Source organism: Ketobacter sp. GenoA1 (genome assembly GCF_003671475.1).
GTDB lineage: Bacteria > Pseudomonadota > Gammaproteobacteria > Pseudomonadales > Ketobacteraceae > Ketobacter.
Genome location: NZ_RCHM01000023.1, coordinates 186,625 through 200,852, shown reverse-complemented (window position 1 = coordinate 200,852; position 14,228 = coordinate 186,625). Strand labels below are relative to the sequence as shown.

At 54.2% G+C, this 14,228-nt stretch carries 11 protein-coding genes; 9 read left to right on the top strand and 2 right to left on the bottom strand.

Features of this window, described 5'->3' with window-relative positions:
• Positions 1-57: 57 nt before the first annotated feature.
• Genes glgC through malQ form a run of 3 tightly spaced genes read left to right on the top strand, consistent with a single transcriptional unit; the run spans position 58 to position 4,477 of the window.
• A complete protein-coding gene (glgC, locus tag D9N13_RS09385; RefSeq protein WP_290588573.1) occupies positions 58-1,320 on the top strand; it encodes a glucose-1-phosphate adenylyltransferase in 1,263 nt (420 codons plus the stop codon).
• Positions 1,310-3,013 carry a glycoside hydrolase family 57 protein gene (locus D9N13_RS09380; RefSeq protein WP_290588570.1) on the top strand — a complete coding sequence of 568 codons (1,704 nt, stop codon included), beginning with the start codon at positions 1,310-1,312 and terminating at the stop codon, positions 3,011-3,013. Before glgC ends, D9N13_RS09380 begins: the two co-directional genes overlap by 11 nt.
• A 3-nt stretch (positions 3,014-3,016) precedes the next feature.
• Positions 3,017-4,477, top strand: a complete 1,461-nt coding sequence (gene malQ, locus D9N13_RS09375; RefSeq protein ID WP_290588567.1) for a 4-alpha-glucanotransferase — start codon at positions 3,017-3,019, stop codon at positions 4,475-4,477.
• Positions 4,478-4,492: 15 nt separating this feature from the next.
• Here malQ and glgP read toward each other — a convergent pair whose 3' ends face one another.
• Complete coding sequence (gene glgP / locus D9N13_RS09370) at positions 4,493-7,051, bottom strand: alpha-glucan family phosphorylase (RefSeq protein WP_290588564.1); 2,559 nt, start codon at positions 7,049-7,051, stop codon at positions 4,493-4,495.
• A 143-nt stretch (positions 7,052-7,194) separates the two neighbouring features.
• On the opposite strand from glgP, the gene D9N13_RS09365 reads away from it, so the two are divergent.
• From D9N13_RS09365 to D9N13_RS09340, 6 genes are all read left to right on the top strand, one after another.
• Positions 7,195-8,142: an ROK family protein gene (locus D9N13_RS09365; RefSeq protein ID WP_290588562.1), complete on the top strand. Its 948-nt coding sequence runs from the start codon at positions 7,195-7,197 to the stop codon at positions 8,140-8,142.
• 91 nt (positions 8,143-8,233) lie between these two features.
• Positions 8,234-9,916, top strand: a complete 1,683-nt coding sequence (locus tag D9N13_RS09360) for an NADH-ubiquinone oxidoreductase-F iron-sulfur binding region domain-containing protein (protein ID WP_290588560.1) — start codon at positions 8,234-8,236, stop codon at positions 9,914-9,916.
• A complete protein-coding gene (locus D9N13_RS09355; protein ID WP_290588558.1) occupies positions 9,906-10,634 on the top strand; it encodes a 2Fe-2S iron-sulfur cluster-binding protein in 729 nt (242 codons plus the stop codon). The genes D9N13_RS09360 and D9N13_RS09355 overlap by 11 nt, the downstream gene beginning before the upstream one ends.
• Positions 10,631-11,173: an NADP oxidoreductase gene (locus D9N13_RS09350; protein WP_290588556.1), complete on the top strand. Its 543-nt coding sequence runs from the start codon at positions 10,631-10,633 to the stop codon at positions 11,171-11,173. Before D9N13_RS09355 ends, D9N13_RS09350 begins: the two co-directional genes overlap by 4 nt.
• A complete protein-coding gene (locus D9N13_RS09345; RefSeq protein ID WP_290588554.1) occupies positions 11,173-12,621 on the top strand; it encodes a Ni/Fe hydrogenase subunit alpha in 1,449 nt (482 codons plus the stop codon). The genes D9N13_RS09350 and D9N13_RS09345 overlap by 1 nt, the downstream gene beginning before the upstream one ends.
• Positions 12,611-13,081, top strand: coding sequence for a hydrogenase maturation protease (locus D9N13_RS09340; RefSeq protein WP_290588552.1), 471 nt, complete (start codon positions 12,611-12,613; stop codon positions 13,079-13,081). Before D9N13_RS09345 ends, D9N13_RS09340 begins: the two co-directional genes overlap by 11 nt.
• An 8-nt stretch (positions 13,082-13,089) precedes the next feature.
• Here the strand turns inward: D9N13_RS09340 and D9N13_RS09335 are convergent, their stop codons facing one another.
• A complete protein-coding gene (locus tag D9N13_RS09335; protein ID WP_290588550.1) occupies positions 13,090-14,121 on the bottom strand; it encodes an AraC family transcriptional regulator in 1,032 nt (343 codons plus the stop codon).
• Between the last annotated feature and the right edge of the window lie 107 nt (positions 14,122-14,228).

The following is a 14,228-nucleotide window of genomic DNA, read 5'->3' as shown; positions in this document are numbered from 1 at the left end:
GTTACCATTTATGTGGATTTGGTGATGTACCACATCTAGCACCAATACGGGTTTATCATGTTTGGATCGGCACATCCCTATTTTGGCAATATGACACACACCCTGGCGTTGATTCTCGCCGGTGGCAGCGGCACGCGCCTGCAATCCCTAACCCGCTGGCACTCCAAACCCGCAGTGCCTTTTGGGGGGAAATTCAGAACCATCGATTTTCCGCTGTCCAATTGCATCAACTCCGGCATTCGCCAGATCAGTATCCTGACGCAATACAAATCCCATTCACTGAATACCCACATCCAAAAAGGCTGGAGTTTTCTGCGCCCCGAACTGGGTGAGTTCGTAGAGCTGTTGCCGGCGCAACAAAGAGTGAAAGATTCCTGGTACACCGGAACTGCAGACGCGGTTTACCAGAATCTGGATATCATCGATATGGTGCACCCGGATTATGTACTGATCCTGGCCGGCGATCATATCTATAAAATGAATTATGCCCTTATGATTCAACATCATATTGAAATAGGAGCAGACATTACGGTGGGCTGCATAGAGGTCCCGATTGCCGCTGCCCGTGAGTTCGGGGTGATGTCGGTGGACAGCAGCAACTGGGTGCAAACCTTTCAGGAAAAACCCGATCAACCCGCCACCGTTCCCGGTAAAAATGATGTCAGCCTGGCCTCCATGGGGATCTACATCTTCCCCAAAAAATTGCTGGGAACATTGTTGATTGAAGACGCCGAACTGACCAACAGCGCCCATGATTTCGGCAAGAACATTATTCCCAACGCGGTGGGCCGACTGAAGGTGGCAGCTTTTCCTTTTTCAGACAGCAATACGGGTAATACGGCATACTGGCGCGACGTCGGCACCATCGACAGCTACTTTGATGCCAATATGGACTTGCTGTCGGTAACCCCGGAACTGAACCTCTATGATCAAACCTGGCCGATCTGGACCTACCAGGAACAACTGCCGCCGGCAAAGTTCGTATTTGATGACGACAACCGGCGCGGCATGGCGGTGGACTCACTGGTGTCCGGTGGCTGTATTGTCTCCGGGAGCACGGTTAAACGCTCACTGCTGTCCAATAACGTACGCATTCACAGTTATTCAAAAATAAAAGACGCGGTTATTCTTCCTAATGTTGAAATTGGACGCAACTGCCGACTGCGACGGGTCATCATTGATCGGGACTGCAAAATCCCACCCGGTACCGTGATCGGTTACGATCGCGAACAGGATGCCAAACAATTCTACGTTTCACCCAATGGCATTGTTCTCGTATCCTCAGAGATGTTAGGAAAAGCACTCTCCAATGTCGCATAAAATCGATGATCATCCCAAGGTGAATGTGGTTCTGTGCTGGCATATGCATCAACCGCAGTATCAGGATCAATTCACCCACAACGTGCGCCTGCCCTGGACCTATCTCCATGCTATCAAGGATTACGCGGATATGGCGGCGGTGGTGGAGCAGGTTCCCCAAAGCCGGGTGGTGGTGAACTTTACTCCGGTGCTGCTGGATCAGATAGACGATTACATTCAACAATTTGATCGCTACTTCAATCAGGGTGAACCCTTTAATGATCGTCTGCTGGCGACGCTGGCCATGGCCACCATCGGCCCCACCGAATCCCTGCGTCTGTTCATTGCCCGGCAATGCATCCGCGCCAATGAGAAGCGCTTGATCGAGCGTTTTCCGCCATTCAGGGATCTGGTGCAGCTCGCCCGCCAGGCTCTGCATAAACCGGGTTACCTGAATTATCTGGACGAGCAATTCTTTTTTGATCTGCTGGTGTGGTATCACCTGGTGTGGATGGGTGAAACCGTGCGCATGGAGAACGAAACCATTCAGCGGCTGATTCGAAAAGCCAGAGGCTTTACCAGTAAGGATCGTCGTGAGTTACTGGGTGTGATTGATACCCTGATTCGATCGGTGGTTCCCCGTTACCGCCATCTGGCTGAAAGCGGGCAGATGGAAATCAGTGTTACACCGGACAAACACCCCATTCTGCCATTGATGCTGGATTTCAAATCCACCCTTGAAGCCATGCCGGATGCGCTGTTACCACAGCGTGACGGCTATCCCGACGGCCGTGAACGAGCGATACGTCATCTGCGCAAGGGAATCGACACCTTTGTGCAACACTTCGGCTTCAAGCCGGTTGGTTGCTGGCCATCAGAAGGTGCACTCAGCGAGGCGACCCTGGAGCTGCTGGCGGAAATCCCCTTTCAATGGACCGCCAGCGGTGGCGGTGTGCTGGGAAACAGTAAACACGCCAACAAGTTGGAGAATCTGTGTATCCATCATGGCTTTCGGCTGCGGGAAAATTCAGTGACCTGTTTCTTTCGGGACGACAATCTGTCGGACCTGATTGGCTTCACCTATTCCGGCTGGAACGAACATGACGCCGTCAATAATCTTATCCACCATATTGAGAATATCCGCTCAGCCTGCAATTACCGGCAGGATACCGTGGTGCCCATTATCCTCGATGGTGAAAACTGCTGGGAATACTACCCCCACAATGGTTACCACTTCCTGAAGCAGCTGTACTCCCGTCTGGTGGAGCACCCCAAAATCCAGCTCACCACATTCAGGGATTACCTGAAGTACCACAACGATAGTACGCGCCTACCCTCGTTGGTGGCAGGCAGCTGGGTCTATGGGACCTTCTCCACCTGGATTGGTGACCCCGCCAAAAACAGAGCCTGGGATTTGCTCTGCAAAGCGAAAGACGATTTCGATCGGGTGATGGCCAGTGGCCGGCTGGCACCGGAAATCGCGCAGCGGGCAGAAGAGCAACTGGCCATTTGCGAGGGCTCCGATTGGTTCTGGTGGTTTGGCGATTACAATCCGGCAGAATCCGTGGCCGACTTCGATCAGCTGTACCGGGCTCACTTGAGGAATCTGTATCGATTTCTGGATGAACCGGCGCCACCTGAATTGGAGCATGTGATCAGCCGTGGTGGCGGCGCGCAGGAAAACGACGGTGTTATGCGCAGAGGGCAAGGTTAATTCATGCCCAAGGGGATACTCAACCAGCGACTGTCCGGCGTCATACTTCACCCCACCTCACTCCCCGGCAAACAACACCATGGTTCGTTCGGCCAGGAAGCCTGCAACTGGATCAACTGGTTGCAGTTAGGCGGGTTTGGTGTCTGGCAAATACTCCCCCTGTGCCCGGTGGCGGATGGCTCCCCCTACAACAGCATCTCGGCTTTTTCAGGCAACCCCTCTTTTATTGATATTGCACAGCTTCAGGCACTTGAATTACCCGTCTACAACAAGCCGGTGGCAACCCAAAGTCAGCACCGGCTGGCACTGGTTCATGCCTTTGAGTGGCTGCAGGATAACAACAGCAAGCCGCTGGCAAAAGCATTTGCGGCCTACCAGCAGGCCACACCCTGGCTGCAGGATGCCAGCCTGTTTACAGTGATTAAGCACCAGTATCCCCGGCATTGGCAGCACTGGCCCCAGCCACTGAGAGATCGCGATGAGGTCGCAATCCGGACGTTCTGTAAAGAACACCAGCATGAAATTGAACTGGAACAATTTATACAGTTTCTTTTTCATCGCCAATGGCAAAGCCTGAAACAGTATGCCAACGAGCGGGATATTCTGGTTTTTGGTGACTTGCCCATTTTTGTCTCGGCGGACAGTGCCGATGTGTGGGCCAATCGTCACCTGTTCAAGCTACATGAAGATGGCAGCTCTCAGGTGATTGCCGGCGTACCGCCGGATTATTTTTCGTCGACCGGACAACGCTGGGGCAATCCCATCTACCACTGGGAAGCGCACCGGACATCGGGGTTTCACTGGTGGAAGCAGCGTCTGCAGTATAACCTGGAGCTGTACGATGCCATCCGCATCGATCATTTTCGGGGTTTTGTGGCGTACTGGGAAATTCCCGCTGACGAACCCACTGCCATGAACGGTCGCTGGGTCACCTCACCCGGCACCGAACTGTTTGAAGCATTGCTGGCGGAACGCAGCGAACTACCGTTGATTGCAGAAGACCTGGGCATCATCACTGAAGATGTGATTGCACTGCGCAAACGCTATGGCCTGCCGGGCATGAAGATTCTGCAGTTTGCCTTTGACAGCGATGGCAAGAATCCGTACCTACCCCACAATCACACCCGTGACACCGTCATTTATACCGGAACCCACGACAACAACACCACACTGGGTTGGTACCAGGGCCTGCCGGAACCGCTCAGGGAGCGCATCAACCAATACTTCGCGCACCCTAACGAACCCATGCCCTGGCCGCTGATCAAGAGCGCGCTGGCATCGCCCGCCCGCTGGGCCATGATGCCGTTTCAGGATCTGCTGGAATTGGATGCACAGCATCGCATGAACACACCGGGCACCACGGACGGCAATTGGCGCTGGCGCTTTCACTGGGATCAGGTAGACGCAGGCCTTGCCGACCGCATGAAAGCCCTCAACGTGCTGTATTCACGCCAACCGGGTTAACCCGGGCAAAGCTCTCTACAACCACAGCATGGCGCCGGTTTCAAATCGCTGCCCTAAACTGGTGTGGTAGGGATAAACTCGAAGTTTGTAGCACTGTTTACCACTGTCTGCCAGGGTGACCGATAACGAATAGACCGTCTTGCCGTCATGCTGCTGCTCATCGGTACCCAACTGAAAACAGGAGTGCCGCTCAAACTGCCCATCCCAGTCCAGCGTTCCCACCAGACAATCCACGGTGATGTCCGATGCGGACAAGCCTGCCAGATCAACGGCGACCTTTACCTCAAAGGTTTCATCCCGGAACATGGTGTCCGATGGTTCATCAATGCGTTGGGCGTGAACATGGGGCCAGCACTCCCGCACCCGGTGTTTCCAGTCTGCCAGCTCTTTGGCCTTGCTGAAATCATTACCCCACAGCGCCTGACCGTGAGCAATGGCCGGGTTGTAAAAATCCCGGACATAGTCCATCACCATGCGTTGCGCATTGAATGCGGGGATCAGGGTTTCCATGGCGTTTTTGCTCTTCTCGATCCACTCCACGGAAAAACCATGGCCATCACGTGCGTAATACAGGGGGATTACTTCATTTTCCACCACATCCATCAGCTCATTGGCCTCTTCCCGATCGCGAAAATCCGGGGAAAACTGTGGCCCGTGCGGCGTGATCGCCCAACCGTTCTTACCGTTGTAGCCTTCATCCCACCAGCCGTCCAGTACACTCAGATTCAGCACCCCGTTGATGCCTGCCTTCTGACCTGAGGTACCACTGGCTTCCAGCGGGTAAGCCGGGTTGTTCAACCACACATCCACACCGGTAACCAGCTTTCTGGCCAGCGCCATGTCATAGTCTTCCAATAGAATAATACGGCCCTCAAATTCCGGATCGTGGGCATAGTGATGGATCTGACGAATGAATTCCTGCCCCGGGTGATCACTGGGATGGGCCTTGCCGGCAAAGATCAAGACCATCGGTTTTTCCGGATCGTTAAGCAGTCGGGAGAGCCGCTCCCGATCAGAAAAGATGAGGGTAGCCCGTTTGTAAGTGGCAAAACGACGGGCAAAACCAATGGTGAGAATGTCGGTTTTGCGGGGCTTGATGTAGCGGGTCAGACGCCGGATCTGCGATTCACTGATACCGTTTCGGCGTTGTTGTTCCACGCTGCGATCGTAAACCGCTTCCAGCATTTTGGCCTTCAGCGATTGCCGTACACTCCAGAAGCTGTGGTAGGGAATGTCCCAGGTTTTACGCCAGAAATCAGGGTTCAGCAACTCTGTACGCCAGCCACCGCCAAACTGCAGATCGAACATATTCACCCACTCATTGGCCAGAAAGGTGGGAACGTGAACCCCATTGGTAACATAGCGGATGGGGTTTTCTTCCGGCTCAATTTGAGGCCAGATATAGCGCTCCATTTCGGAAGCCACCTGACCATGGATGCGGCTGACGCCATTGTGATAACGGGAACCCCGCAGTGCCAGGGCGGTCATGTTGAAACCATGACTGTTGACCGGGCTGGCGCCCAGACTGAGAAAATGCTCCATACTGATGCCCAGTTCGGCAACATACTCGGAAAAGTAAAATTCAATCAGTCGATGATCAAAGATATCGTGGCCTGCGGGCACCGGCGTATGGGTGGTGAAAACCGTATTGGCGGCCACCGCTTCCAGTGCCGCTGCAAAAGGTAAGCCGCCAGCCACCAACTCGCGACACCGCTCCAGCACCTGAAACGCTGCATGCCCTTCATTGATGTGCCAGACGGAAGGGGTCAACCCCATGGCCCGCTTGGCCCGCACCCCGCCAATGCCCAGTACCATCTCCTGCAGCAGCCGATTGGTGGCGTCGCCACCGTAAAGCTGATACGTGATGCGGCGATCCTCATCCTGGTTACTGGCCAGGTCGCTGTCCAGCAGATACAGGTGATTGTGCCCCACCCTGGCCACCCATACCTTGAGATCAACGGAACGTCCGGGCACCTGAATGCTCACCTGGATGGCAGTTCCCGTTTCATCCTGTGCCGGTTGCACCGGCAAGTCCAGAAACCGGGAAGGTTTATATTGCGCCAACTGGTTGCCATGGCTGTCGATTTGCTGGGTAAAGTAACCTTGGCGATACAGCATGCCCACTGCCACAAAAGGCAAGCCCATATCGCTGGCCGCCTTGCAATGGTCACCGGCCAGAATACCCAGGCCACCGGAATAAATGGGCACACTTTCATGCAAACCGAACTCAGCGCAGGAGTAGGAAATCAGATCCGACTGCGGATTTATCAGCTTGCGCACCACCTTGTTACTTTTGGCTTTGAGGTAGGCATCATAAATGGATATAACCTTGGCGTAATCCTGCATGTATACGGGATCATCCGCCGCTTCTTCCAGCTTGCGTTGGTCAATCCGGCGCAAGAACAGCTTGGGGTTGTGTCCCGTACGCTCCCACAACTCCCGATCCAGGCGAAAGAACAGCCCCCGGATTTGCCGGTCCCAGCTGTAAATCAGGTTATTGGCAAGTTCATCCAGGCGCTGCAAAGCCTGGGGAATCTTGGGTTGGACTTCGATACTATAGAGTGTTCCGGGCATGACTTAAGTCCTGGCAGATTTAGTACTAGTATTATGGCAAACTGGAATTTCACCAAACAATCATTTCAAAGCGTTTGACGTCGATCAATGCGATCAATTGCATGCAAGAATCGGCGCACTTACAGCAGGAGTTTGTTGGCGACATGATTGCACTACTGGCCGATGTGGGCGGCACCAAAACGCAACTGGCGTTAATGAATCAGGCTGGCGAGCTGATCGCAGAGAGCCTGGTGGTGAATGCCGATTATGACTGTTTTGAAACCGTAATCGAGCAGTTTCTCCGGCAGCAGCCCCCACCCACGGCTGCCGTATTGGCCGTGGCCGGCCCCGTCGATAACGCCATACGCTGCCAAATGACCAATCTCAATTGGCTGATTGATGGTGAGCACCTGCAGCGACACTATAATCTGTCCCGCGTCACCGTCCTGAACGATTTGCAGGCCACCGCCTGGGGGCTCACCTCTCCGGCACTCCGGGCCAGACTGGAAATGCTCCGGGGTGAAAGTCTGAATTTTCACCAGCCCGTCGTGGTCATCAGCCCCGGTACCGGCCTGGGTCAGGCCTGCATCATCCCCCACCAGGGAACCTTTATCATTCAGGGCACTGAAGGTGGACACAAAACCTTCGCCCCCTTCAGCCGGCAAAGCGCGGAATTGCTCCATCGACACTGGCAACAGCATGATTACGCTCCCAGCTGGGAAAACTGGTTTTCAGGATCCGGATTCGGACGCTTGTATGAGAGCCTGTTCCCGGGCGAATCCGCACCGGATAACGATACCCTGGGTAGCAGTGCACTGGCCGACCCAAGCGGCAAAGCCGCTCAGTGCATGCAACTGTTTACACAAGCGGTGTACGCCGAAGCCGGTAATCTCGCCCTGCAGTATCTGGCCTGGGGGGGCATCATTGTTGCCGGCGGTATTCCCCCCAAACTGGGTGATTTCTTCAGACAGCAGGAACACATACACTTTATTGATAAGAAAAATGAGTATATTGACCGGCTTAGGGCAATACCGGTGGCACTAAGCCACGCCCAGGATGTTCCCATAAAGGGCGCGGCGGAATTTTGCAAACAACACCTGCGTAGCGATTGAGAACATTCACACACTATTCATACCGGTTAGCTTCATTTACCCTGTCACCCTTGTTACCCTACGTATTCAGAGTCAATGAGGCCGCATCATTTTGCTAAAACGAGACACTGAGTGGCTGGTACCCAACAGCACATTTCCGGATTGGAATACCGAACGGGCGGAGCAGATGTTATTGCAACAACACCCGCATCCGTTTTCGCCCGAACGCATTCTGCAAAGCCTGGTGCTGCTGCAACTGCGCTTCGGCGCCGTAACCAATCCCATGCAGGAATGGCTGTCTCAAAAGTCCGGGGTTGCGTTAACCGATATTCGTGCCTTGATGTCCTTTTATTTTTTTCTGGAGCAGGACAAGTCCCCCCGCTATCACCTGCGACTGGCTGACAACATCGTTGAACGCCATGCCGGGCTGACATCTTTACAGGAAAGCTTAACGCACAGGCTGTGCTCCGCCGATTGCCGTATTGACACGACATCCTGTATCGGACTGAGCGACCACCCCGTCTCGTTACTGGTGAACGGTTTTCCGGTGACGCACCTTGGCCCCCATAATCTGGACGAGTTCTGTGCGCTGATCATCAACAGGGTGCCCCTGCAGAAGTGGCCCCGATCCTGGTTCGCGGTGGATAATCGGGTGCACCATAAAGGCCCACTCACTTCCTATCCCTATCAAAGGGGCAAGGCCCTGACACAGGCCCGCGGGATGACCGGGGATCAAATCATTGATCGGATCGGCGAGGCGGGTTTGCGGGGCCTGGGTGGTGCCGGCTTTCCCACCGCCTTCAAATGGCACTGGTGCAAACAACAGGCTGAACCGGTCAAATACATTACCTGTAACGCCGATGAAGGTGAACCGGGAACGTTCAAGGATCGCTTCTACCTGACTGAACAGGCTGATCAGATGATTGAGGGCATGGTGATCGCGGCCCTGGCAGTCGGAGCCCAAGCAGGATTCATTTATCTGCGCGGTGAGTACGTATATCTTTATACCCATCTGGAACGTTGTTTGCGGCGCTGGCGTGACAGCGGCGACCTGGGGCAGGATTTTGATATCGAGCTTCACCTGGGGGCCGGTGCCTATATCTGCGGAGAAGAATCCGCCATGCTTGAGTCACTGGAAGGCAAACGGGGAATTCCCCGCAATAAACCACCGTTTCCCGGCACAGTGGGGTTGTTTGGCAAGCCTACCGTTGTCAACAATGTTGAAACCTTTGTCTGCGCCACCTACATACTACAACAGGGCAGTGCCGCGTTTAAAAACACAGGCAACGAAAAAAGCCGGGGCAGCCGTTTGCACAGCGTTTCCGGCGACTGCAGACAGCCTGGCCTGTATGAACTGGCGCAAGGCAGTAGCCTGCGAACCCTGCTGGAATTGAGTGGCGCCCACAACACGCTGTGCGCACAAATCGGTGGCCCCTCCGGTGCGCTGTTTTTCGAGGACCAATTCGATACCCCGCTGGATTTCGAAAACCCGGGCCGTGGCGGTTCAGTCATGGTGTTCAATAAAGATCGCTCAATAGTGAACATCACTCGTCATTTTACCCGCTTCTTTCGCCATGAAAGCTGCGGCTTTTGCACGCCCTGCCGGGCGGGCACCGTCGCCCTTGATCAGTTGCTGGACCAGTACGAGCACAACCCCGCACTGCAGGCCAAGAGCCGAGAAGACATGCAGGAACTGGTGCAATTGATGCAGCACAGCAGTCACTGCGGCCTGGGCAAAACCGCAGGGCTGCCGGTGTTAAACCTGTTACAACGGGAGCCTGCCCATGAGCAATGATCTGCAATTTTCCCTCGACGGTGTCAGCGTCTGCTTCGAAAAGGGAGAAACCATTATGCAGGCGGCACAGCGCGCCGGTATTTACCTACCTCACCTGTGCTTCCATCCGGATTTTTCTGCCCACGGCAGCTGTCGTGTGTGTATCGTCCATCTCCAGGGCAAAACGGTCGCGGCCTGCACTCAGCCGGCGGAATCAAACCAGGTGGTGCAATCCAATACGCCTGAATTGCAAAAAGCCCGCTTGCGGTTGATTCAGCTACTGTTTGCCGAAGGCAATCACTATTGCCCCACCTGTGAAACCAGTGGTAACTGCCAGTTACAGGCCCTGGCTTACGACCTCGGTATGACCCATTATCATTACGACCCCTTTATGCCAGAGCGCCAGACCGATGGCAGCCATCCTGATCTGTTCATCGACCGGGATCGCTGCATCCAATGCGATCTGTGCGGCCGGGCGTCGGCAGAATATGATGGTAAAGCCATCTATACTCTGTCCGGCCGCGGCCAGAACACGCAACTCGTTTTTCGCAGTCCAAGTGGCCTGCTGGGCGACACCAACGCCGGTGCTGATGATCGCGCTGCTCATATCTGCCCGGTGGGCTGCATTCTTCCCAAAACCGGCAACTATCAGGAACCGATCGGCACAAGGCTCTATGACCACCACCCCATCCATGACATCGGCAACCTGCGCAAAGAAGAGCGAGGCGGATCCTCATGAAGCAGGCCAAGCTCAAAGTTGCCACCTGTTCGCTGGCTGGCTGTTTCGGCTGCCATATGTCGTTTCTTGATATGGATGAAGCCATCATACCCCTGATCGAAAAAATCGAATTCGACCGCTCCCCGCTGACCGATATCAAGTCCCTATCGGACTGTGATATCGGCTTGATCGAAGGCGGGTTATGCAACGAGGAAAACCAAGAAATTCTGCATCAATTCCGGCGCCACTGCACCATCCTGGTTGCTGTCGGTGCCTGCGCCATCAACGGCGGCGTTCCCGCCATGCGCAATCATTTTTCGCTACAGGAATGCCTGGAAGAATCCTATATCCGGGGCTTGGGTGTTGTTGACCCGCAGATTCCCAACGATCCCGAATTACCCCGCTTACTGGACAAGGTCCTGCCGATTCAATCTGCAGTCATGGTGGACTATTTCCTGCCCGGCTGCCCGCCTCCGGCGGCGGCCTTTCTGGAAATCATCAATGCTGTATTGGAAGGCAGGCCACCGCAACTGGACTACCCCAACAGGAGGTTTGACTGATGAACCGGCGCGTCGTCATCGACCCTGTTACCCGGGTAGAAGGCCACGGCAAAGTAACTTTGCTGGTGGATGAAAACAATCAGATCAACGAAGCCCGTTTGCACATTGTTGAATTCCGTGGCTTTGAGAAATTCATTCAGGGCAGACCCTTCTGGGAGCTGCCTTTGGTGGTACAACGCTTATGCGGCATCTGTCCGGTGAGCCACCATCTGGCGGCGGCCAAGGCCATCGACCAGATCGTCGGTGTTGATCAACTCACCGAAGGTGCGCTGGCCTTGCGTAAACTGATGCACTTCGGGCAGGTACTGCAATCCCACGCCCTGCACTTCTTTCATCTTGCAGCCCCGGATCTGGTGTTTGGATTCGACAGCGATATTGCCAGGCGCAACATTGTTGCACTGATTCAGAATCACCAGACGCTGGCGCTACAGGGCGTAAGAATTCGAAAATTCGGACAGCAAATCATTGAAGCGGTTTCCGGCAAACGCATTCATGGCATTGCCGCCGTGCCCGGGGGTATGAACGCGCCACTGAGCGCCGACAAAATCACCCCCTTCAAAGCACAGGTGGACGATATCATTGAGTGGTGTGAGGCAACCATTGCCACCATCAATACCCTCTTTCTGAGCCATCGCGATTATCATGAGGCATTCGGCGCAACAGAATCCAACTTTATGGCACTGAGCGGTGAAAAGGGGCAACTGGAGCTTTACCATGGGGATCTCCGGATAATAGATTGCAGGGGAAATGAAATCCGCCGCCAACCCAGCGATCAATACCGTGCATTGCTGAGTGAGCAGGTGAAATCATGGAGTTACATGAAGTTCCCCTACCTCTCACACTTAACACCGGAAACCGGATGGTATCGTGTCGGCCCGCTGGCGAGAATCAACGTCTGCCGGTACATTGACACCCCCCGGGCGGAACGCTGCCGGCAGGACTTTGTCAGCACTCTGGGCGCGCCAGCGCACTCCCCGCTGGCCTATCACTGGGCGCGCATGATTGAAGCCTTGCATTGCGCGGAGGCGATCAAAAACCTGTTGCACAATCCGGCCCTGCTTTCCAATGACCTGCTTGGCCAAGGCACCAGGCAACAGCAGGGTATTGGTGTCATTGAAGCTCCGCGGGGCACCCTGATTCATCATTACGAGATCAACGGGCAAGACCAGGTCACCATGGCGAATCTGATTGTTTCCACCACCAATAACAATCAGGCAATGAATGAAAGCATTCGCAAAGTGGCCCAACAACACCTCACTGGAAAAGAACTGACACCGGAACTCCTGAATTTGATTGAAGTGGTGATTCGAGCCTACGATCCCTGCCTTTCCTGTGCGACCCATGCGGCCGGCAAGATGCCCCTGAGACTTGAGCTGCAGACCTCCGATGGAAAAATTCACAGTGCGCTGCAACGTAACAGCGACGGCCGGCTGCATAATGCTGGTTAGTGTCTTTTTCTTTGGCAATCCGGACCGGGGTGACGATGCAGCAGGCCACATACTGCAACAGTGGGCCGAACAGAACCTCTCCCGTACCGCAGAACAGAACGCAGAACTGAGCTTCCGTTTTATCTACGACTTCCAACTGGAACCGGAACATATTTTCGATCTGGACGGCTGTGATATGGCCATATTCGTAGACTGTGTTCTGAATCAGGAATCCCCGACAAGCTGGAGCAGGTTACAGACCGGCAGCCAACTCATGTTCACCAGTCACAGCGTAACACCGGAAAGTTTACTGTTTCTGTTTGAGACCACCCTGAAAAAAAACGCCCCACCCTGTTATCTGCTGGGCATCACCGGTAACCAATTTCAACTGGGGGCTGCGCTGTCGGACCAAACCCGAAACGCGATCGAAGAGGCTAAAAATCTGTTGCACTCAAAGCTGTCCAGTGAACAACCGCACTAACCGGCAACCTAGGAATCCACATCACGTTGTCCCAGTGCCTGCTTGCGGTACGCCCCCGGCGACACCCCCTGCCAGCGTTTAAAGGCGTGATAAAAGTTGGAGGTATCAGAAAACCCCAGTGTCTCTGCCAATCCATCCACCTCAACCCTTGGGTCCGCCAGATCGCGTAATGCGCGCCGATGCCGGCATTCATCGCGAATCAAAACAAAAGAGGTATTCTCCAGCTTCAGTTTTCGCTGCAGGGTTCGGGGCGTCATATTAAAGTGCTCAGCCACATCCTCCAGCAAAGTTGGAGATACCCCCATGTGGCTGCTGATGAAATAGCTTACTTTGGCAGAAAGCGACTCCCGGCTCTCAATGGATTTCAGCTTTTCAGTGGCCAATGCCCTTACCCCGTCATGATAATCCGGGTACGACGTCAGCAGCGGCTCCTGCAGTTGCGCGCGATCGAAGATAATCTCATTACGTTGGCAACCAAATTCCACCTGTCTGCCGAACACACGATGATAGTCTTCCAGATAATCCGGCTGCTGATGCACGAATCTGACTTTCTGCAGGCGCAAGCCGGCACCGATCACCGCATTGGCAACTGAAACAATAGTCGAGGCCACCAGGTCGTAATGAACATGAAGATTTCTTTCCACTAAAGAACTTTCGATATCATAGGAAAGCACTGCATAGGGCCCGTTGGTGTCCAGCGAAAATTGTGTAAACGGCGTGACCAGATCCTTGAACTGAAACAACTCATCCAATGCCTCTTGAACATTCTGGCTGGTTGCAATGAGCTGGCCCACCAGATCCAGGCTATGGTACTGCATGGATTCCCCCAGCAGCAGACCAAACGCCGGATTGTTCATAACATCATAGGCGGCATCCAGAATTCTCAATTGCTGGGAGACACTGAGGAACGCACCCGAATTCTGTTCTACCGCAATATCAACCCGGGCACGAGACAGGATCGTTTCAATATTCAAACGGTTTTTTATGGCAAGGTCCATGATGGCTGGAATGATTGCCGCCGGGACCAATCGTTCTTTCATATTAGGCTCAAGTCACCAAATCCAATGACAGTTCTGCATCGTGTTATCCGGTCAGTCTAACACAGTATTAAGTCGAACCGACGGGTGTTCACCTACACTGCCAAATG